Consider the following 17,906-nt stretch of genomic DNA (forward strand, 5'->3'; position numbering starts at 1 on the left):
GCCACATCCGCGGCTATTTCGGCCCGGCGCATCCCTTACGGCTGCGCCGGGTCTTCTTTGCCTTGCGGCCATCCCGCTATTTAGTCCATTGTCCTATCAAATGGACCTAGCAGGAGAGCGGGATGCGTGGGATGGCACTGGCGGGACTGGCACTGCTGATGACGGCGACGCCGATGGCGCGGGCGGCGGCGCCGGCGCAATGGACCGACGCCACCACCGGCCACCGGATCGTCCGGGTCGACGATCGCCCTGGCAATTACGCGCTCTATTTCAACTATAATCCCTTCACTCCCGATGGTCGGCGGATGGTCTATCTGACGCCGGAGGGCATTCGGGTCGCCGACACGCGCGACTGGAGCACGGCGCTGCTGCTCAAGGAAAAGATCGACCGCCTGCTGTTCGTCGGCAATCGCGCGCCCGTGGCTTATTACACTACCAACCCGACGGGCGGGACCGAGAATGAAGGCCCGTCGGTCATCTGGTCGGTCGATCTCGACACCGGCAAGCGCCGGCGCATAGCCGAGCTGCCGGGTGGGCGGATCGAATCGATCAGCGCCGACGACCGGCTGCTCGCCGGCCATGTCGAACTGGAGCCGCCGCCGCCCGCCATTGCCGCGCAGGGCCGACGCGATCCCAAGACCGGATCGCCCAGCTACAGCGGCACCGGCCCTGATGGCCGCCCCCTGTCCTTCGCGCAGGCCAAGGCGCAGTGGATGGCGGCGCGGCTCGCCGCCGGCGTGCCGATGGAGATTTTCACCATCGACATCCAGACAGGCGAGCGACGCAGCGTCACCCGGTCCAAGGACTGGCTCAACCATGTGCAATTTTCGCCAAAGGACCCGACGCTGCTGATGTATTGCCATGAGGGGCCCTGGGAGAAGGTGGATCGCATCTGGACCATCCGCACTGATGGCAGCGCCAGGACCAAAGTGCATCAACGCCGCTTTCAGGGCGAAATCGCGGGCCACGAATATTGGGCGCCCGATGGCCGCACCATCTGGTACGACCTCATTCAGCCGCAGAGGGTGCGCTGGCTGGCCGGCCATGACGTGGTGAGCGGCGCGCGCCGCTGGCTGCGCATCGGCCCCGGTCAGGGCAGCTATCATTATAGCTCCGCGCCGGACGGCCGCAGCTTTTCGGGCGACGGCAATGACGAGGGCAAATATATCAGCCTGTTCCACCCCCAACTGGAAGATGGGGCGCGCGCCAGCGGCACGCTGGACGCCGCCGCCCTGATCGCCACCGGGACGCTGGAGACAGAACGGCTCGCCGGCCTGTCGAAGCATGATTATACGCTGGAGCCCAACCAGCATTTCACCCCCGACGGCAAATGGCTGGTCTATCGCAGCAATATCGAGGGCAAGCCCGCCATCTATGCCGTGGAGGTGGCGAAGCCGCGCTGAAGGGATCGAAAGCGGGCCTAACCCGTTGCCCCCAGGGGACAGGACCATGGGGGAGCCGGAATGAACGCGATCGACATACTCGCCAAGCAGCTATGGGCCATGTGGGTCGGCCTCGTCGCGCTGGTGCCCAATCTGGTGATCGCGCTTGTCGTCCTGGTCATCACCTGGATCGCGTCGCGCTTCGCCCGGCGCATCGTCGATCGCGTCACCAGCCGCGCTGCGATCCGCGAAAGCCTGAAGCAACTGATCCACACCATTGTGTCGATCGGCATATGGATCATCGGCCTGATCATCGCGGCGACGATCGTGCTACCGGGGTTGACGCCCGCCAGCCTGGTCGCGGGCCTTGGCGTCGGCACGATCGCCATCGGCTTCGCCTTCCAGGACTTTTTCCAGAATTTTCTGGCCGGCATCCTGATCATGGTGCGCAAGAAGATGCGGATCGGCGACGTGATCGAATGCGAGGGCATTATCGGCAAGGTCGAGCATATCTCGCTGCGTGAGACGCATGTGCGCAAATTGTCGAACGAACTGACGATCGTGCCCAATTCCACCCTGTTCAAGAACCCGGTGGAGATACTGACCGACGGGGCGCAGCGGCGCTACGAGATCATCGTCGGCGTGTCCTACGACACTGATCTGGAGCAGGCGCGCACCGTGATCCGGCAAGCGATGGACGATCTGGAGGGGATCGACCATCAGCGCCGCATCGACATCTTCGCGCGCGAATTCAACGCCAGTTCGATCGATTTCCTGGTGCGCTGGTGGGCGGGGTCCAAGCCCTACGACATGCATGAAAGCCGCGACCGCGTGGTCCGGGCGGTCAAGGCGGCGCTGGACTCGGCCGGGATCGAAATCCCCTTCCCCTATGTCACCAACACGTTCAAGACGCCGGTGCCGTTCCAGAGCGAGGACAGCGCAATGCCGCCATCGCCCTGAACGGCGCGCGGCTCAGGCGCTGGCGGCCGATATCTCGCACAGCGCCTTATATTGATCCATCATCTGCTCCCAGCCGGGATGGAAGCCCATGTTCTCATGCCGCGCCTTCGCTTCGGCGTCCCAGTGCCGCGCAGTGGCGGTAAAGCGCGTACCCTCCGCTTCCTCCGCCCATTGCCAGAACGCGGTCATGAACGGCGTCTGCGGGATCCAGCCCGACGCATAGGCATCGGTCGACACCACCAGCGCCTCCGGCACCACTTCCAGGAAGACGCCCTCCATCGGGCCGGTCTCCTCGCCATCGGTTCCGAACATCTGGACCGCGCTGCGCCCGCCCGGCCGCAGATCTTCCTCGATCACCTCGGCGCGCCAGGGCTTGGGGCAGAACCATTCGTCCTTCAGGTCGGTCCACACCTTCCAGCAGATCGCACGCGGCGCGGCGATATGGCAACTGACCGACAGTTCATGTTCCGCGCTGCTCACGCCGCTCTCCCTTCGAAAGCCGCCTGCATGGCGGCGGTGTCCAGCTTCTCCATCGTCATCATCGCCTGCATCATCCGGGCGATGCCCTGCCGGTCGCCGGTGCGGTAGTTGGCCATGATCCCCTTGGTCACCAGCTGCCAGGACAGACCATATCGGTCCGTCACCCAACCGCAGGGGCCGGGCTTCCCGCCATCGGCCGTCAGCACATCGAAATAATGGTCGAGTTCGGCCTGGTCCTCGCACGCCACCGACAGCGAAATGGCTTCGTCGAACTGAAATTGCGGGCCGCCGTTCAGCGCCTGATAGCTTTGCCCGAACAGGGTGAATTCCACCAGCAGCACGCCCCCGCCCGGCATCGGCGAAGGGGATGGGTTCTGCTCGGGATAATAGGTCACATGGTCCACCGAGCCGCCGAAGACCGACGCATAATAATGCGCCGCTTCCTCGGCCTGGCCATCGAACCAGAGACAGGGGGAGATCTTGTCCATCAGGCCGCGTCCTTGCTGCCGACCAGCGCGAACATCGCGCCCTGCGGATCGCTGGCCTGGATGATCCAGGCGCCGCCGGGCACCTCCATCGGTCCGTTGAGTATGGTGCCGCCGCCGGCGCTCACCCGATCGACCGCGGCGTCGATGTCGCCGACGGTGAAATAGAAGAGCCAGGCCGGCATCGGCATTTCCTTGGGCCGCGGCATGATGCCGCCGCTCATGCTGGCAAAATCGCTGCCGCCGCTCTGCGAGACCAGTTGATAGCTGCCCATGTCGCCCATATCCATGGCATCGCCCTTCGCCCAGCCCAGCGCCCCGGTGTAGAAGGCGAGGTCGGCGTCGAAATCGCCGCTATACAGTTCATGCCAGCCGACATGGCCCGTCGCCATGGGGTTTGGCGCCTCCATCGCGTCAGGGCTGGAGCCCTTCAGCAGCATGAAGACCGCGCCGCCCGGATCGCGCATCACGGCGAAGCGGCCGACGTCGGGAATATCCTCAGGCGCGCGCATCAGCGTGCCGCCGGCCGCCACCAGCCTTTCGGCATCCTGATCGACATCGGCTGAACCGATATAGCCGCCCCACCAGGGCGTCATGCCGCAATCCCTGGCTTCGGCCGGGATCGCCATCACGCCGCCCATTTCGCCCGCGCTGCCCGACAGGACATGATAGGTCCCACCGTTCAGCGCATCGCCGAACGGCTTGGACGTCCACCCCACCACATCGCCATAGAAGGTCAGCGCCGCCTGCGGATCGCTGGTCATCAATTCATACCAGAAGAATTTGCCGGTCATGTCGGTCATCGTCTTCCTCCGGAAAAAGGGACCTCAGCCTTTCGCGTCGAGCAGCACCTCGAACCCGCCATAGATGAGCCGGGCGCCGACGAAGGGCATGTCCTCGCCTTCCTTGGGCTGCATCCGCTCGTCCTTCATCACCTTTTCAGCGCCAGCGTCGCGCGTCGCCTTGTCGGGCCATTCGATCCAGGAAAAGACGACCTCCTCATCCTCTTCCGCGATGACGGCGGTGCGAAAATCGTTTGTTTTGCCAGGCTTGATGTCATTGCCCCAGCATTCGACCACGCGCGTCGCACCATGTTCGATGAAAATCGGCGCGGCATAGGCCGCCACCTCCTTGTAGCGCTCCTTGTTGCCCTTGGGCACGGGGATCACGAAACCGTCCATATAGGCCATCGTCTCTCTCCTCATTTTCCGGGTGTGCCACGCCATCCTGGTCGCACGCGCCGACTCACCGCTTGCACTTTCTGCGCCCCATGATTATTTAAAGCAACAGCTAAGTTAGGAGAGATAACCAATGAGTCAGAACATTCGCAAACGCGCCTATCAGGATGGCTGCGCCGTCGCCCATGCGCTGGATATCATCGGCGATCGCTGGGCGATGCCGATCATGCGCGAACTGATGCTGGGCCCCAAGCGCTTCACCGATCTGCGCGCCGGCCTGCCCGGAATCAGCGCCAATATGCTGACCCAGCGACTGGAGGAACTGGAGGCGGCCAGCATCCTGGTGCGGCGGCGCCTGCCCCCGCCCGCCGCCAGCCAGATTTACGATCTGACCGATTGGGGCCGCGAGTCGGAAATCCTGTTCCAGGTGCTGGGACGCTGGGCGGCGCGATCGCCCACCATGGAGCCGGGCAAGCCGATGAGCCCCGTGTCAATCATCCTGTCGCTGCGCACGATGATCGACCCCTCGGCGATCGGCGACCTGCACGCCACCATCGGCATCCGGTTCGGCGAAGAGGAGTTTCGCGGGGTGCTGAAGGATGGCGCACTGCGGATCGACCGCGGCGATGCAGCGGGCGCCGACGCGATCTTCATCGGCGATCCCAATGCGCTGGTGGCGGTCATCTATGGCGGCGCGCGGTTCGAGGATGTCGCCGACGCCTTGACTGTCGAGGGAGACAGGGACGTGGCGGACCGGTTCGTCCGCCTTTTCCCCCTGCCCCCCAAGGCCCCGGTCACGTTCGCGGGCGGTTGAGCGTCACGCGGACGCCGTCAGCTTCATCAGCAGCAAGCCTGCCAGGATGAGAGCGGCCGCGACCAGCCGCGACGCGCTCACGCCTTCGCCCAGGAAGGCGATGCCGACGGCAAAGGCGCCCAGTGCGCCGATGCCCGTCCAGATCATATAGGCCGTGCCGAGCGGCAGGCTGCGCAGCGCCAGCGCCAACAAGCCGAAGCTGGCGATCATCGCGCCCAGGGTGACGAGGCTGGGGACGAGACGGCTGAACCCGTGCGATTGCTTCATCGCATAAGCCCAGACGATTTCGAGAATGCCGGCGACGAACAGATAGACCCAGGCCATGATGGCTCTCCTTCGCATAGAGAGCCGGGCCGTCCCGGACTTGAACCCGCACCGCGCGGAAGGGGACGTTGCCCCGATTACGCGGTGCGAGATAGGACGCGCTGGCCCCGATGGCAAGGGTATCAGCTCTGGTTGAGCGCGGCGAACACCTGGGGAAATTCACCGCGCTGCGCCGCTTCACTGAGGAATTTGACGCGCTCGACATGGATTTCGGGCGGGGTCGGCTGACGCCGCAGCAAGGCCATGGTCTCGGCGATATAGTTGGCCAGCGGCAGCGCGCGCGGATCTTCGGCATGGCCCGGCATCAGGTCGGTCTGGACCGAAGGCGGGATGATTTCAACCACGTCCACATTGCCGTCCTTCAACTGCGCGCGCAGCGACAGGGACCAGCTGTGGATCGCCGCCTTGGTCGCGCAATAGGTGGGCGTCGCCACCAGCGGGACGAAGGCGAGACCCGAGGACACGGTCAGGATCGTCGCAGTCGGCTGCGTCTCCAGATGGGGAAGCAGCGCATGGGTCAGGCGGATGGGGCCGAGCAGATTGGTCGCGATCGTCCTCTCCGCCACGTCGAGGTTGATCCTGTCCTCCGCCACCATGATGCCGGCATTGAGCAGCACCGCATTGAGGGCGGGGAAATCCGCCAGCAATTGCTGCGCGAAGGCGGGGATCCCTGCCGCGTCGGCCATGTCCAGCGTCACCGCCGCCATGCCGGGATGGTTCGCGACCACGGCATCGAGGGCGTCGCGCCGCCGCCCGGCGATGATGACCTGATTGCCGGCCTCGTGACATTCATGCGCCAGCGCCGCGCCGATGCCCGAACCGCCGCCGGTGATGAGGATAGTATTGCCTGTGGGTTGCATGGATCGCTCCTTTCGATTGGCCTGCCGCTGATGTAGCCCTATGCTCTCCTTTGGAAAGAAGGCACCAGAAAGTGCCGTAGTCACCGGGAAGTTAGAAATGGCAAATCCGCTGGGAAATCGCTTCGACGCGCAGGATATTGCCGAGGCCGAACAGTATCTGGCCGCCGTGCCGCCTAGCGAGATCGACCCGCGGGTCGAGCGACTCGTCAACGAACTGATCGGACGAGTGGCCGACAAATGGACGATGCTGATCCTGGAGCTGCTGGAGGAGAAGGGGACGCTCCGCTTCACCGAAATCGGTCGGCAGGTGGAGGGGATCAGCCAGAAGATGCTGACGCAGACGCTGCGCCAGATGGAGCGGGACGGGTTGCTGACCCGCACCGTGCACCCCGTGGTGCCGCCGCGCGTCGATTATGCGCTGACGCCGCTGGGCAACAGCCTGAGCGCCGCCTTTTGCGGCGTGTGGATCTGGGCCGAACGCAATCTGGACATGGTCGAGGCCGCGCGCGCCCGGTTCGACGCGCGCGGCTGACTCTCTGGCTCAGTCGCCCTGGGGCGGAATCGGCTGGACCTCCAGCCGGGGCGCGCCGTCATCGGACGTGGGGCTGCCGGGCGCAGGCGGTCCGACCGGCGCGTCACTGGCGGAAGGCGGGAGCGGCTGAACCGTGACGGTGGAGGGCACGGACATGCCCGTCGCACCCGGCAGCGGCTGCACGGTTGCGGACGATGACGGCGCAGCTCCCGCTGTATCGCCGGGCGGCGGGGCGGTCGCTTCAAGCGCGCTCGAATAGCTGGGCTGCCATCCCGGCGGCGGCGCTTCGCCCGGCGGCTTGGGCGGCGGCGGCAGCGGCGTCGGCGACACGATGACGGTCACGGTCGCGCCGAAGCGCGACTGCCATTCGGCCAGGCGGCGCAGATAATCCTCATAAGCGGCGTAGAATTCCTGGAACGGCTTTTCCAGTTCGGCCAGCCATTGCGGCGCCGTCAGCAGCAGTTGCGACGAGGGCGTCGAAAGCAGCTTCGCGCCCACCGTCACCGCGACCGGGCAGAAATGCTTGATGACCGGCGGCAGCGCAAAGAAATTATAGACCACCGTGTTCAGCCGCTCGCGCGATCCGATGGCGGCATTGCCATAGGCCACCTTGTAGTTGCGCTCGACCGCCGAATTGGCCGCTTTCAGGGTCGGTCCGTGGACCGCCAATATCTGGTTATACTGGTTGCGCGCGGTCGCTCCATATTTGTCGCAGTTGAGCGCCGCGACGTTGAGCGCCATGCGCACATGCCACAAGGCGGTGTTGGACGTGACGCCGCGATTGGCGGTCAGATATTTGCCTTCCTCATCCTTGGTGGGGATGGCCATGCCTTCGGCGGCGTTGTCCGGCGGCACCGGACGCACGGTCGGCACCACCACCGGCGGCGGCGTGGGCGGCGGCGGGGGCGGCGGCGTCGAACAGGCGGCGAGAACCGCCAGCGATACCAGGGAAATCCGGCCAGCAAGTCGGCGCGAGACGAACATCTAATTCTCCGAGAGGATTATGCGCCGGTCATGCCGGGCGGTTGGCTTCAAGGGAATATGCCCAACACTCGGTTTACCGCAAGGTTTCAGGCGGTTCGCCGCTCCAGTGCCTGCGCGGCTTCATCCATCAACTGCGCGATGATCGCCGCGACCGGCTCCTCGCGCGTCACCATGCCGACCGACTGGCCGGCCATCAGCGACCCGCCCTCGACATCGCCGTCGATCACCGCGCGGCGCAGGGCGCCCGCCCAATAATGTTCGATCTGCAACTGCGCCTCCATCATCTCGATCGCGCCGCTGTCCAGCAGATTGGCGACTTCGCGCTGCTTGGCGGTGAAGCTTTCGGTGCCCGCATTCTTGAGCGCGCGCACGGGGATCACCGGCAGGCGCGCGTCGATCTGCACGCTTGCCACCGCGTCGCGCGCCGAAGCGCGGAAAAACGCCTTCTTGAAATTGGGGTGAGCGATGCTCTCGCTCGCGCAGGCGAAGCGAGTGCCAAGCTGCACGCCCGCCGCGCCCATTTCCAGATAGGCGGCGATCGCTTCGCCCCGGCCGATGCCGCCGGCAACGAAGACCGGCACCTGGCCGGCCATGTCGGGCAGGATTTCCTGCGCCAGCACGCTGGTGGAAACCGGGCCGATATGGCCGCCCGCTTCCATCCCCTCGACCACCAGCGCATCGACGCCGGAGCGCACCAGCTTCTTGGCGAGGCTAAGCGCAGGGGCGAAGCAGATGAGTTTGGCGCCCTGCTGCTTGATCGCCTCGATACTGTCCTTGGGCGGCAGGCCGCCCGCCAGCACGACATGGCCGACCGCATGCCGGGCGCAGACGTCGATCAGGTCGAACAATTGCGGGTGCATGGTGATGAGGTTGACGCCGAAGGGCCGGTCGGTCAGCGCCTTGGTCGCCGCGATCTCGGCATCCAGCAGGTCGGGCGTCATCGCGCCGCAGGCGATCACGCCAAAGCCGCCGGCATTGGAGATCGCCGCCACCAGATTGCGTTCGCTGACCCAACTCATCGCGCCGCAAAGGATCGCGGTCTCGCAACCCAGAAAGTCGGTGCCGCGGGCCATGAGGGACGTGAGCTTGGCGTTGGTCATATCATCAATCCGTCGAATCAAAAAAGCCCCTCCCTTTCAAGGGAGGGGTTTGGGTGGGTGCGATTGCATCTGCAAGCGCCTGCCATCGATCGAGAGGAAGCAGACTCGCTACGCTCGCCATATACCCCGATCCTCCCGTTGAAAGGGAGGGGAGCGTTTCTGTCAAGCCGCGGGCGCGTCGAGGCCGTAGGCGGTGTGCAGGACGCGGACGGCCAGTTCGGTTTCGTCCTCGTCGATCAGCACGCTGACCTTGATCTCGCTGGTGGAGATGGCCTCGATATTGATGCCGCGTTCGGCCAGCGTCTTGAACATGGTGGCGGCAACGCCGGCATGGCTGCGCATACCGACACCCACGACGCTGATCTTGGCGACTTCGGTGTCGGTGATGATGCGGCGGAAGCCGATCTCTTCCTTGCGCGCTTCCAATATGTCGACGCTGCGCGCGAGGTCCGCGCGGGGCACGGTGAAGGTGACGTCCGTCTCTTCCGTGTCCTTGCTGTCATTCTGGATGATCATGTCGACGTTGATCGCGGCGTCCGCCAGCGGCGTGAAGATGCTGGCCACCGCGCCCGGCTTGTCGGGCACACGCGTGACGATGATCTTCGCCTCATTCTTGTCATGGGCGATGCCGGTGATGAGCTGACGTTCCATCTTCGTTTCCTTGAGCTTGGCTTCCAGTTCCTCGTCGCTCACGATCAGCGTGCCGGGAAGGTCATCCTGGGTGGGTTCATCGAAGGAAGAAAGCACCTGCACGACCACGCCTTCCTTCATGGCGAGGCCGACCGATCGGGTCTGGAGCACCTTGGCGCCGACCGACGCCAGCTCCAGCATCTCCTCATAGGTGACGAGGTCAAGCTTGCGCGCGCGCGCGACGATGCGCGGATCGGTGGTGTAGACGCCATCGACATCGGTATAGATGTCGCAGCGATCCGCCTTGATCGCGGCGGCCACCGCGACCGCCGACGTGTCGGACCCGCCGCGGCCCAGCGTCGACACCCGCTTGTCGTCCATCATGCCCTGGAAACCGGGGATGACCGCGACCTGCCCCGCCTGCATCGCCGATACCAGCGCGCCGGTCTCGATCGTCGCGATCCGCGCCTTGGCATGCGCCTCGATCGTGCGGATCGGCAGTTGCCAGCCGAGCCAGCTGCGCGCATCAACGCCCATGGCCTTGAGCGTCATGGCGAGAAGGCCGCTGGTCACCTGCTCGCCCGACGCGACGACGACGTCATATTCGGCCGGATCGTAAAGCGGCGAGGCTTCCTTGCAAAAGCCCACCAGCCGGTCGGTTTCGCCCGCCATGGCGGACACGACCACCGCGACTTCATGGCCTTGGGACACGACATGTTTGACGCGCGCGGCCACGTTGCGAATTCGCTCCATCCCCGCCATGGAGGTGCCGCCGAATTTCATCACGATGCGCGCCATTTGTGTGCCGAACCTTGCCGTTGCTGTGAAAGATTATGTCCCGGAGGGGCAAAACGGCGCTCCTATTAGCAGCCGCGGCGGATATGGCAAGCAATCGCACGGCGCCTCGTGGAACAAGCCGCGCCTCCCGATCTTTCCTGTCAGACAGGACAGGAGGATAGGATGGATGGAAGTATCTGGAGCCTTGCCGTCATAGGCGGACCGGTGCTGCTGGGGCTGGTGCTGATCTTCGTGATCATCAGCAACAAGCGGCGCAAGGATCCGCGAGACATCGCGCGGACCGAGCAGGCGACCGACGATCTGTATCGCAAGATGGACGCGGAGGACAAGGCGAGCGGCAGCGGCTGACGTGATCCATTTGCCTGCGACGCGGCGACTGCTAGAAGCCGGGGAAACAGACAGACGAAAGTGACCATGGCTCCTAACGCGCCCGCAACGATCGACCCCAGGGAAGCCGCTCATTTCGGGGCGATGGCCGCCGACTGGTGGGATCCCCGCGGATCGAGCGCGATGCTGCACAAGCTGAACCCGGTGCGGCTGCGCTATATCCGCGCCGCCATCGACCAGCATTGGCCCGGCCGGGAGCAGGCCTTCCGCCCGCTTGACGGCAAGCGCGCCCTGGATGTCGGATGCGGCGCGGGTCTTCTGGCCGAACCGCTGGCGCGGCTGGGCGCGGCGGTGACCGGCCTTGACGCGGCTCCGGAGAATATCGCTGCCGCCAAGGCGCATGCGGAGGGCCAGGGGCTCAGCATCGACTATCGCGCCACGCCGGTGGAAGCGATGGCCGAGGATGGCTTCGACCTCGTCACGTCGATGGAGGTGATCGAGCATGTCGCCAATCCCGCCGCCTTCCTGCGTGCGTTGGCCGCAAAGCTCGCGCCCGGCGGGCTCATGATCCTGTCCACGCCCAATCGCACGCCGTTGTCGCGCCTGGCGATGATCACCATCGGCGAGAGCATCGGCGGCATTCCCAAGGGCACGCATGACTGGGGCAAGTTCCTGACGCCCGAGGAATTGACGGCGCTGCTGGATGAGGCCGGCCTGGACGTGACCGACAGCAGCGGCCTCAGCTTCGATCCCGCCCGGGGCTTCGCCCTGTCCACCAACAAGGCGATCAACTATCTGCTGACCGCCCGTCACAAAAGCTGATCAGCGCAGGCGCCCGGGCAGATAGGGTTCGGCGTCCAGCCCCGCAATCGCGGGCGGCAGCGCCGACCCGCTGATCAGCGCATGGCCCAGCAGCGCAGCGGCCGGGGCGGTCTGGATACCGAAGCCCCCCTGCCCCGCGAACCAGAAGAAGCCCGGCACATCCGGATCAGGCCCGTAAACCGGCGCGCGATCCGGTGCGAAGCTGCGCAGGCCCGCCCATTTATGCTCGATCCGCGTCACAGGCCAGTCTACCGCGGCCTCGAAACGGGCGAGCGCCTGCGCCACCGCCAGTTCCTCGGGCGCGGCGTCGCATGGGGGCGAAGGATCCTCGTCATGCGGGGTCAGCCAGACGCGCCCCGGCCCCTCCGGCTTGAAATAGAAGCCCGCGCCCAGGTCCATCACCAGCGGCAGGTCGGGCGAGGGCATGGCCGGAACGCCAAGCTGAACCACCGTCCGCCGCAGCGGGGTGATGCCGATGGGCGCGACGCCGCTGCGCCGCGCGACCTCGTCCGCCCAGGCGCCCGCCGCGTTGACGATCAGGCCGCAGCGCACCGGCCCGCGCGACGTTTCGATGCGCCAGCCATGGGCCTCGGCGCGCGCGGCCAGCAGGCTGGCGCTGAGCCACATCTCGCCGCCGGCGGCCGCGAACCGGCGCAGATAGGCCTGGTGGAGCGCCGCCACGTCGATGTCGCGGCAGCTCGGCTCCATGACCCCGATCGTCCAGTCAGGCCGCAGTCCGGGCACCAGGGGCGCAGGGTCCACCGGCTTCAGCGCGACCTTGCCCGCGAACCGCGCCAGCAGCGCGTCGCGCAGCGGCGCATCCTCCGCCCGCCCGACATGCAGCGTGCGGCGCGGCGACAGGAAGCTGCGATCGTGAAAAGCGGGATCGGGCGACTCCAGCAGCGGTCCCGACGCGGTCGTCAGCGGCTGCACCGCCGGGCCGCCATAGGTTTCCTCCCAGAAGGCGACGGAGCGGCCGGTGGCGTGATAGCCCGGCTGTGCCTCCATCTCCAGGATCAGGACTCGCGCATCCGTCGCGAGATGCGCGCCCAGGCTGGCGCCCGCCATGCCGCCGCCCACGATCACGATGTCGAACAGGGTCAAATCGCCGTCTCGTCCAGAAAATTCTCGATCCGGGCGAAGGCGTCGAGCCGCACCGGATCAAGTTCGCGCAATATCTCGTGCGCGGCCTCGCGGCCATAGACATGCAACCGGGCGCGGGGAAGACGGGCGGCGACGCGGCGGATTGCGGGGGTGGACACAAGCTGGTCCGTCTGCGCCGCCAGGATCAGCACCGGGCACAGCACGCGCGCCAGCCCTTCGCTCCGTTCCAGCGCCTGGGTCGATTCGAGCGCCTGGCTCACCCAGTTCCAGCTGGGAGGCCCGAGCGCGATCTCGCGGCTGTGATCGCGCCACCATAGTTCATCGGCATAGCGTTCGGGGTCGTGCGTCAGCCGCTTCTGCCGGATGCGCCGCTGCCGTTCCGACTCCTCCTTCTGCGTCCAGGCGCGCTTGTCGCCCAGCCCGCGCCGCAGCATCATCCGCGTCATCGCGACGGCCAGCCAGCGCGGCATGGGCCCGCTGTGCAGTCCCAGCATCGGCGCGACCAGCACCGCCGCGTCCGGCTGCGCCATCCCCTCGGCCAGCGCGCGCAGCAGCATATGGCCGCCCATGGAATGGCCCAGCATCGCGGTCGGCCCCTCGCCCTCCGCCCGCCAGTCGCGGGCCAGATCGACCAGATCGGCAATATAGTCGGCGAAATCCGGAATATGGCCGCATAGCGGATCGTCGGTCAGCCGCCCCGATCCGCCCTGCCCGCGCCAGTCGAACGCGGTGACGGCCCAGCCGCGCCGCGCCATATGGTCGATCAGCTCGAGATATTTCTCGATCATGTCGCCGCGGCCATTGATGATGAGCAGCCGCCCGCGCGTCCCTTCCCCCAGCCGGTAGCGGCGGATCGGCCAGCCATCCTGGCCATGCCAGAAGTCCAGCCGCCCGCCCATCGGCCAGGCGCGCCGATCGAAAGGCTTGGATGCGGGAAAGAGCGGCGAATCCATGGGCGGCATGGTTACGGTTTGGTAAAAAATAGCAACGGTTTCCTGCGGGTTTCGGGGCCAGTTTGAAAGAGTTTGAATGAGCCCATTATGTTCGCTCCCACTTTTCCATAGCGGACAGGCCCAGCTTTTTCTGCGATCTTCGCTTGGCGTAATGCTCGACCATCTGGAGCGACTGGCCACTGATCGCAGCGGTTTCGGCGCTACTGCAACCGGCCTCCAGCAAGGCGTTGACCGCGTTCTTGCGCAGCCCGTGCGGGACAATCTTGAATCCGGCTTCGGTGCAAATCGTCTGCATCGCGAGGCGGAGGCGGTTGTTCTTGCTCTCCATTGGCTTGCCGGGAATGATCGTCGTCAGGCTGCGGGAATGCCGCGCCAGTTCCTTCCGTAGTTCTTGATGGAGGGGGATGATCAGATGCTTGCCGGTCTTCTTTTGCGTGATGTGGATGGCGTCGTCTCGAATGTCGCGCCATGACATGGCGGCAACGTCGCCGATGCGCTGGGCAGTGTAGTAGAGCAAGTGCACGGTCAGGCGCACGATGTCATCTTCGGCGGTGAGGCAAAGCTGCAATGCCGCTTCCGGCCATGGCTCATGTTCTCCGGTGTCCATTTCTTCGATCTCGAAAAACGGGTCGTTGGTCACATGCCCCCGCTTGCGCGCCCAGGCATAGGCAGCGCCGCCCGATCGCTTCACCATGTTTGCAGCGCCGGGCCTGTCCGCCATCTGGTCGAGCAACAGCACAATGTCCTTCCGTTCAACCAATTGCGCCGGCGCGGTGCCCAGCTTGTCGACCAACTCGGCCTGATACAGGCGATAAAGCCGCTTCGTGCTATCTGCCATTTTGCTGAATTTGTCGCTGCACTGGTAGAGATCGATCAACTTTGCGACAGTCAGGCGCTCCACCACATTCTGCCGACGCGCTCGATGCCCGAGCATGGCGGCGTAGGTCGCAGCGAACGCCTTGTCGGCGGGATCCGGCAATCGCTTCCAGATGCGCTTGCCATCGTCGTCTGTCTGCCCGGTATCGAAATAATAATAGACATGGCCCTTCGACTTGGCCCGCTTCACATATTTGACGATCCTATCCGTTGGCATACAGCTTCGTCCCCGCGCGCCAGTCGTCGGCGGCGGCCTCTCCGGTAAGGCGTTCCAGATGCGCGTCAATATCGGCACGGCTCCAATGGAGGCCATTGCCCAGCTTGACGGGGTGCGGCAGGCGGCCGGAGATAATCTCACGCTCCAGCTCAGCGCCGGAGATTTCGAGATAGGCGCAAACGGACGCCTTCTTGAGCATCCGAGGCCAATGCGGAACGTGCTTACCCATCACCCCTCCTTCGCCTTGCGGATCTTCATGGCTTGGGTTCCTTGTGCTGGAGGGCGGCGCGAGTTTCCTCCAGGCCGCAATTGCACTCGGCGCTGGCCCCCGCGGTCACTTCGCACGTTGAAAAGTGACGGCCGTATAAGTCGAACGCCCCCTCCAACTCCGCGATCCGCTCGTTTGCGGCGCGGGTGGCTTCGACCCGTATCTCGGCTTCGAAGCGGGCGAAGGCTTGGACCACATGCATTCCGATATGCGCCTTTTGGCCAGCATAGGGTGATCCGGGATACTGCATGAGGGCGATATATTCGGCCGCCGCCTCCCTCGCCCGCGCGCTGGGTGTCGTGGTCATTGGGATGGCTCCTCCGGACAGGGGCTTGCCGAAATGCCGTTCTTGATCTGGCGCAGGAAGAAGGTTCTTCCGCCGACCAAATAGTGCCAACCCCAGCCAATGCCCCGGCAGCTGCGCTCGAACGTGGGTATCTCGCGAACAATAAGCGCTGCCAGCTCGGCCGCCTCATTTGGCTCACAGTGCATGATGATCTTCATTGGGATGGCTCCTTGAGGGTGGCTTCAAACGCAGCTACCGCGCTTGGCATTGTAGGATGGAAGCCGGGGTTTTCCTCGCCAACAGTCCAGCGAAGATACGGTAATAGATTGCGCGCCGCCTCCACCATCCGCCCCCGCTCTGCCCGTAGAGCCTCCAGTTCGGTTAGGAGGGAGGGGAGCGCGTCCAGTAAGGCCGCCGTCGCGGGCATGGACAAATCGTTACGCAATTCGTCCAGGTCAGGCGCCCGCTCCATCAGCGCCCGCAGCGCCTCTATGTCCACTGGCTGGGTCATTGGGATGGCTCCTGTTCTGGCAGACCGCAGGGTGCTAAGTCGGCGCGCTTATAGATTGGGGTTGCGAGGCGCTTCCAGCCTTCACTCCAGGCATCTGGCTTGGTCTGGTCGCCAAGGTGGCGGCAATAAAAATAGTGCCAATCATGGACGCGGAATGCCGGACAGCCTTGGCACTTCACCCATGCATCGCCGGGTAATTCGCGCCTATGATATTCGTCCGGCCTGGGTCCGATATGGTTGCTCACGACCGCCCCTCCATCCGTGCTGGCCTCATCCGTGCGGGCGAGGGTCGAGAGGGCTTTGTCGATGCGCTCAATCGAACTAGTGAGATCAACGCGATGACCCATCCTGAGGGCGTGTAGGGTGTTCCTTGCCTCCTGAGTCGCCTCCCGCAGCCCAACCGGCTCGGCAGCCTTCATTTCATCCCTCATGCTCTTGCGGCCCGCCATGTAAACGGCGGTCAGGTCGTCTGGCTCGGCGGGTGCAGGGTGGGATAGGGCGTTCAATTGCTGGGCATGGCGGATTGCGTTCGATAGCAAATCAAATTCGCCGTGGGTGTCACAGTATTGATCCCACACCTGATATGTCATTTTGACAGCATCTTTGCCGATGGTTGCCGGCCCAAGACCCTCGGCATTGAGCGGCATGTCAATAACGTAATAGAAGCCCTCCCCCGCAACAGCCGCAGCATCGGCGGGCGGGTGGGCGTCCTCAAGGCGAGCAACGCGGCCATCCTCATCGTCATAAACCCGCCCGGCTTTCAGGACGTTGTAGATCGTCCCAGCAACATCGCCGTGCCATTCTTCGCTACCATCGGCCATCTGCCAATCGTCAATGCCCAACGCCTTGGCGAGCGTTTCAATGCAGAAAGTGGCGGCCTTATCCATGCCTGCCATTTCGGCTTCCTCGATCTTCAATTCATCCATCACGGCAGCATCGGTTGATGCGCGGAGGGCGGCGAGGATGCGGTTGCGCAGCGCCAAAGGCACCTCAACCGATTGTCCACCGCGTTCTCCGGTGTCCACATTCAGAATTTCTGTTCGGATCGGTAAGCGCTCCAGCGCCGCCCTCAATTCCTCGGCCATAAATCCTCCTTCTGTTCGCGCTGATCGGGCTGCACATCATCGCTGAATTGCACCGGAGCGCGGTTGTCGTTGGCGTAGCCGTGGGTCACGGCGCACTGGTCGCAGATGCCGGATCGGTTCGGCGCGGTGGAGTTGCACTCCATGCAGCAGCGGAACCAATTTGCGCGCTGGGTCATGACTGCAACTCGCTAATGGGCACCATCTTGACGCCAGGCAGGCGCGCCAGCTTGATCGGGCCGTCAGAAAATGTCTGGATCACAGCGATCAGATATTCTGTGGAACCGGGCGGAAGCGCCACCGCGCACAGGTCGCCATCGTCAACCTTCACGACGACTTGCACGATTTCGAGTGTCCCGCGCTCACTCACGACGGCACCCGCTCAAACCCGGTAGGCGTCTGACGCCACTCGCCAGGCTTATGAACCGTGCGCTCGATCTGTCTCCATGGGCGGCTGGGCAGAACCTTCGCCCGCAGGTCGGGGGAATGGGGGCGTGTCATGCGGGATTCTCCGCGAGCCAAGCCTCTTGAGCCGCCTCATCGGCAAATTCCGGCACAATCGCCGCGTTGCGCGTGGCGGCGAACATTTCTGGAGCAACAAAGGTGTGTTGCCACTTGTTGCACCATGCGTCTAGCAATCCTTGCAATTCGGCGTTAGCCGTCTTAATGATGGCGACGCTTCCAGCGCGATCTGGATCAGAATTCTCACCGCTGAAATAGTCGTCGTCTTCGAAATACTGGTTTTCTATCAGTTGGTCGGCGTTGAAACGCACGTGCAGTTTTACCGCTTCGATGATATATCCACCTTCGCCGTCCAATTCTTCGACCGCATGTTCGCGGCACTGGAACGGGCCATTGGTGTAATATTCGTCATTGGTGCCGGACCACCACTGCCAGTCTTTGTCGCTCATCATCCTTGTCCTTCCTCCCCCG

Annotated in this window: 26 protein-coding genes; 6 read left to right on the top strand and 20 right to left on the bottom strand. The window is 64.6% G+C overall.

Going from position 1 to position 17,906, the window contains the following annotated elements; genetic code table 11:
- The first annotated feature begins 137 nt into the window (after nt 1–137).
- Together ACGGKE_RS07675 and ACGGKE_RS07680 are read left to right on the top strand one after the other, a co-directional pair.
- Entirely contained in the window at nt 138–1,403 is a 1,266-nt protein-coding gene (locus tag ACGGKE_RS07675) for an oligogalacturonate lyase family protein (protein WP_394441817.1), read from the top strand.
- 60 nt (nt 1,404–1,463) lie between these two features.
- Entirely contained in the window at nt 1,464–2,342 is an 879-nt protein-coding gene (locus ACGGKE_RS07680; protein ID WP_394436679.1) for a mechanosensitive ion channel family protein, read from the top strand.
- Between the two features lie 12 nt (nt 2,343–2,354).
- Here the strand turns inward: ACGGKE_RS07680 and ACGGKE_RS07685 are convergent, their stop codons facing one another.
- Genes ACGGKE_RS07685 through ACGGKE_RS07700 form a run of 4 tightly spaced genes read right to left on the bottom strand, consistent with a single transcriptional unit; the run spans nt 2,355 to nt 4,497 of the window.
- Nucleotides 2,355–2,822 (bottom strand): SRPBCC domain-containing protein, encoded by a 468-nt coding sequence (locus tag ACGGKE_RS07685; RefSeq protein WP_394436682.1) that lies wholly within the window; start codon nt 2,820–2,822, stop codon nt 2,355–2,357.
- On the bottom strand, nt 2,819–3,310 hold the full coding sequence (locus ACGGKE_RS07690) for a VOC family protein (RefSeq protein ID WP_394436685.1): 492 nt from the start codon (nt 3,308–3,310) through the stop codon (nt 2,819–2,821). The genes ACGGKE_RS07685 and ACGGKE_RS07690 overlap by 4 nt, the downstream gene beginning before the upstream one ends.
- Complete coding sequence (locus tag ACGGKE_RS07695) at nt 3,310–4,110, bottom strand: VOC family protein (RefSeq protein ID WP_394436687.1); 801 nt, start codon at nt 4,108–4,110, stop codon at nt 3,310–3,312. The genes ACGGKE_RS07690 and ACGGKE_RS07695 overlap by 1 nt, the downstream gene beginning before the upstream one ends.
- Before the next feature lie 24 nt (nt 4,111–4,134).
- Nucleotides 4,135–4,497, bottom strand: coding sequence for a DUF1428 domain-containing protein (locus ACGGKE_RS07700; protein WP_394436689.1), 363 nt, complete (start codon nt 4,495–4,497; stop codon nt 4,135–4,137).
- 121 nt (nt 4,498–4,618) lie between these two features.
- On the opposite strand from ACGGKE_RS07700, the gene ACGGKE_RS07705 reads away from it, so the two are divergent.
- A complete protein-coding gene (locus ACGGKE_RS07705; protein WP_394436691.1) occupies nt 4,619–5,299 on the top strand; it encodes a winged helix-turn-helix transcriptional regulator in 681 nt (226 codons plus the stop codon).
- 3 nt (nt 5,300–5,302) lie between these two features.
- On the opposite strand, the gene ACGGKE_RS07710 is transcribed toward ACGGKE_RS07705, so the two are convergent.
- Nucleotides 5,303–5,623 carry a DMT family transporter gene (locus tag ACGGKE_RS07710; RefSeq protein ID WP_394436694.1) on the bottom strand — a complete coding sequence of 107 codons (321 nt, stop codon included), beginning with the start codon at nt 5,621–5,623 and terminating at the stop codon, nt 5,303–5,305.
- Between the two features lie 122 nt (nt 5,624–5,745).
- The gene (locus ACGGKE_RS07715) at nt 5,746–6,483 is read right to left on the bottom strand and encodes an SDR family oxidoreductase (protein ID WP_394436697.1); all 738 of its coding nucleotides are present in this window, start codon (nt 6,481–6,483) and stop codon (nt 5,746–5,748) included.
- Nucleotides 6,484–6,580: 97 nt separating this feature from the next.
- On the opposite strand from ACGGKE_RS07715, the gene ACGGKE_RS07720 reads away from it, so the two are divergent.
- Entirely contained in the window at nt 6,581–7,015 is a 435-nt protein-coding gene (locus ACGGKE_RS07720; RefSeq protein ID WP_394436700.1) for a winged helix-turn-helix transcriptional regulator, read from the top strand.
- A gap of 9 nt (nt 7,016–7,024) precedes the next feature.
- Here ACGGKE_RS07720 and ACGGKE_RS07725 read toward each other — a convergent pair whose 3' ends face one another.
- The 3 genes from ACGGKE_RS07725 to ACGGKE_RS07735 form a co-directional block, all read right to left on the bottom strand.
- Nucleotides 7,025–7,999, bottom strand: coding sequence for a hypothetical protein (locus ACGGKE_RS07725; protein ID WP_394436703.1), 975 nt, complete (start codon nt 7,997–7,999; stop codon nt 7,025–7,027).
- Nucleotides 8,000–8,085: 86 nt separating this feature from the next.
- Nucleotides 8,086–9,099 (bottom strand): NAD(P)H-dependent flavin oxidoreductase, encoded by a 1,014-nt coding sequence (locus tag ACGGKE_RS07730; RefSeq protein ID WP_394436706.1) that lies wholly within the window; start codon nt 9,097–9,099, stop codon nt 8,086–8,088.
- A 162-nt stretch (nt 9,100–9,261) separates the two neighbouring features.
- Nucleotides 9,262–10,527 (bottom strand): aspartate kinase, encoded by a 1,266-nt coding sequence (locus ACGGKE_RS07735; protein ID WP_394436709.1) that lies wholly within the window; start codon nt 10,525–10,527, stop codon nt 9,262–9,264.
- Between the two features lie 162 nt (nt 10,528–10,689).
- Between ACGGKE_RS07735 and ACGGKE_RS07740 the strand changes: the two genes are divergently transcribed.
- Together ACGGKE_RS07740 and ubiG are read left to right on the top strand one after the other, a co-directional pair.
- A complete protein-coding gene (locus tag ACGGKE_RS07740) occupies nt 10,690–10,875 on the top strand; it encodes a hypothetical protein (protein ID WP_317516514.1) in 186 nt (61 codons plus the stop codon).
- Nucleotides 10,876–10,941: 66 nt separating this feature from the next.
- A complete protein-coding gene (ubiG, locus tag ACGGKE_RS07745; RefSeq protein WP_394436712.1) occupies nt 10,942–11,676 on the top strand; it encodes a bifunctional 2-polyprenyl-6-hydroxyphenol methylase/3-demethylubiquinol 3-O-methyltransferase UbiG in 735 nt (244 codons plus the stop codon).
- On the opposite strand, the gene ACGGKE_RS07750 is transcribed toward ubiG, so the two are convergent.
- The 11 genes from ACGGKE_RS07750 to ACGGKE_RS07800 all read right to left on the bottom strand — a co-directional run bounded on the left by ACGGKE_RS07750 (nt 11,677) and on the right by ACGGKE_RS07800 (nt 17,887).
- The gene (locus tag ACGGKE_RS07750; RefSeq protein WP_394436714.1) at nt 11,677–12,780 is read right to left on the bottom strand and encodes an NAD(P)/FAD-dependent oxidoreductase; all 1,104 of its coding nucleotides are present in this window, start codon (nt 12,778–12,780) and stop codon (nt 11,677–11,679) included. It abuts the gene before it with no gap.
- Nucleotides 12,777–13,742 carry an alpha/beta fold hydrolase gene (locus ACGGKE_RS07755; RefSeq protein WP_394436716.1) on the bottom strand — a complete coding sequence of 322 codons (966 nt, stop codon included), beginning with the start codon at nt 13,740–13,742 and terminating at the stop codon, nt 12,777–12,779. The genes ACGGKE_RS07750 and ACGGKE_RS07755 overlap by 4 nt, the downstream gene beginning before the upstream one ends.
- A 76-nt stretch (nt 13,743–13,818) precedes the next feature.
- On the bottom strand, nt 13,819–14,799 hold the full coding sequence (locus tag ACGGKE_RS07760) for a tyrosine-type recombinase/integrase (RefSeq protein WP_394436718.1): 981 nt from the start codon (nt 14,797–14,799) through the stop codon (nt 13,819–13,821).
- A 13-nt stretch (nt 14,800–14,812) separates the two neighbouring features.
- Nucleotides 14,813–15,055 carry a helix-turn-helix transcriptional regulator gene (locus tag ACGGKE_RS07765; RefSeq protein ID WP_394436720.1) on the bottom strand — a complete coding sequence of 81 codons (243 nt, stop codon included), beginning with the start codon at nt 15,053–15,055 and terminating at the stop codon, nt 14,813–14,815.
- Between the two features lie 25 nt (nt 15,056–15,080).
- Nucleotides 15,081–15,401 (bottom strand): hypothetical protein, encoded by a 321-nt coding sequence (locus ACGGKE_RS07770; RefSeq protein WP_394436722.1) that lies wholly within the window; start codon nt 15,399–15,401, stop codon nt 15,081–15,083.
- Nucleotides 15,398–15,598: a hypothetical protein gene (locus tag ACGGKE_RS07775; RefSeq protein ID WP_394436724.1), complete on the bottom strand. Its 201-nt coding sequence runs from the start codon at nt 15,596–15,598 to the stop codon at nt 15,398–15,400. The genes ACGGKE_RS07770 and ACGGKE_RS07775 overlap by 4 nt, the downstream gene beginning before the upstream one ends.
- On the bottom strand, nt 15,595–15,891 hold the full coding sequence (locus ACGGKE_RS07780; protein WP_394436726.1) for a hypothetical protein: 297 nt from the start codon (nt 15,889–15,891) through the stop codon (nt 15,595–15,597). Before ACGGKE_RS07780 ends, ACGGKE_RS07775 begins: the two co-directional genes overlap by 4 nt.
- Entirely contained in the window at nt 15,888–16,976 is a 1,089-nt protein-coding gene (locus tag ACGGKE_RS07785; protein ID WP_394436728.1) for a hypothetical protein, read from the bottom strand. The genes ACGGKE_RS07780 and ACGGKE_RS07785 overlap by 4 nt, the downstream gene beginning before the upstream one ends.
- Nucleotides 16,961–17,152, bottom strand: a complete 192-nt coding sequence (locus ACGGKE_RS07790) for a hypothetical protein (protein WP_394436730.1) — start codon at nt 17,150–17,152, stop codon at nt 16,961–16,963. The genes ACGGKE_RS07785 and ACGGKE_RS07790 overlap by 16 nt, the downstream gene beginning before the upstream one ends.
- A complete protein-coding gene (locus ACGGKE_RS07795; RefSeq protein ID WP_394436732.1) occupies nt 17,149–17,316 on the bottom strand; it encodes a hypothetical protein in 168 nt (55 codons plus the stop codon). The genes ACGGKE_RS07790 and ACGGKE_RS07795 overlap by 4 nt, the downstream gene beginning before the upstream one ends.
- Before the next feature lie 154 nt (nt 17,317–17,470).
- Nucleotides 17,471–17,887, bottom strand: coding sequence for a hypothetical protein (locus ACGGKE_RS07800; RefSeq protein ID WP_394436734.1), 417 nt, complete (start codon nt 17,885–17,887; stop codon nt 17,471–17,473).
- Nucleotides 17,888–17,906 lie beyond the last annotated feature (19 nt).

The organism is Sphingobium naphthae (assembly GCF_043589935.1).
Classification (GTDB): domain Bacteria; phylum Pseudomonadota; class Alphaproteobacteria; order Sphingomonadales; family Sphingomonadaceae; genus Sphingobium; species Sphingobium naphthae_A.

Bases quoted from the DNA above. Each gene is read 5' to 3' on its own strand.
- ACGGKE_RS07785 (WP_394436728.1), bottom strand. From the start codon at position 16,976: ATGGCCGAGGAATTGAGGGCGGCGCTGGAGCGCTTACCGATCCGAACA.
- ACGGKE_RS07710 (WP_394436694.1), bottom strand. From the start codon at position 5,623: ATGGCCTGGGTCTATCTGTTCGTCGCCGGCATTCTCGAAATCGTCTGG.
- ACGGKE_RS07735 (WP_394436709.1), bottom strand. From the start codon at position 10,527: ATGGCGCGCATCGTGATGAAATTCGGCGGCACCTCCATGGCGGGGATG.
- ACGGKE_RS07725 (WP_394436703.1), bottom strand. From the start codon at position 7,999: ATGTTCGTCTCGCGCCGACTTGCTGGCCGGATTTCCCTGGTATCGCTG.
- ACGGKE_RS07780 (WP_394436726.1), bottom strand. From the start codon at position 15,891: ATGACCCAGCCAGTGGACATAGAGGCGCTGCGGGCGCTGATGGAGCGG.
- ACGGKE_RS07800 (WP_394436734.1), bottom strand. From the start codon at position 17,887: ATGATGAGCGACAAAGACTGGCAGTGGTGGTCCGGCACCAATGACGAA.
- ACGGKE_RS07690 (WP_394436685.1), bottom strand. From the start codon at position 3,310: ATGGACAAGATCTCCCCCTGTCTCTGGTTCGATGGCCAGGCCGAGGAA.
- ACGGKE_RS07695 (WP_394436687.1), bottom strand. From the start codon at position 4,110: ATGACCGACATGACCGGCAAATTCTTCTGGTATGAATTGATGACCAGC.
- ACGGKE_RS07720 (WP_394436700.1), top strand. From the start codon at position 6,581: ATGGCAAATCCGCTGGGAAATCGCTTCGACGCGCAGGATATTGCCGAG.
- ubiG (WP_394436712.1), top strand. From the start codon at position 10,942: ATGGCTCCTAACGCGCCCGCAACGATCGACCCCAGGGAAGCCGCTCAT.
- ACGGKE_RS07730 (WP_394436706.1), bottom strand. From the start codon at position 9,099: ATGACCAACGCCAAGCTCACGTCCCTCATGGCCCGCGGCACCGACTTT.
- ACGGKE_RS07775 (WP_394436724.1), bottom strand. From the start codon at position 15,598: ATGAAGATCATCATGCACTGTGAGCCAAATGAGGCGGCCGAGCTGGCA.
- ACGGKE_RS07740 (WP_317516514.1), top strand. From the start codon at position 10,690: ATGGATGGAAGTATCTGGAGCCTTGCCGTCATAGGCGGACCGGTGCTG.
- ACGGKE_RS07755 (WP_394436716.1), bottom strand. From the start codon at position 13,742: ATGCCGCCCATGGATTCGCCGCTCTTTCCCGCATCCAAGCCTTTCGAT.
- ACGGKE_RS07715 (WP_394436697.1), bottom strand. From the start codon at position 6,483: ATGCAACCCACAGGCAATACTATCCTCATCACCGGCGGCGGTTCGGGC.
- ACGGKE_RS07700 (WP_394436689.1), bottom strand. From the start codon at position 4,497: ATGGCCTATATGGACGGTTTCGTGATCCCCGTGCCCAAGGGCAACAAG.
- ACGGKE_RS07765 (WP_394436720.1), bottom strand. From the start codon at position 15,055: ATGGGTAAGCACGTTCCGCATTGGCCTCGGATGCTCAAGAAGGCGTCC.
- ACGGKE_RS07680 (WP_394436679.1), top strand. From the start codon at position 1,464: ATGAACGCGATCGACATACTCGCCAAGCAGCTATGGGCCATGTGGGTC.
- ACGGKE_RS07770 (WP_394436722.1), bottom strand. From the start codon at position 15,401: ATGACCACGACACCCAGCGCGCGGGCGAGGGAGGCGGCGGCCGAATAT.
- ACGGKE_RS07790 (WP_394436730.1), bottom strand. From the start codon at position 17,152: ATGACCCAGCGCGCAAATTGGTTCCGCTGCTGCATGGAGTGCAACTCC.
- ACGGKE_RS07705 (WP_394436691.1), top strand. From the start codon at position 4,619: ATGAGTCAGAACATTCGCAAACGCGCCTATCAGGATGGCTGCGCCGTC.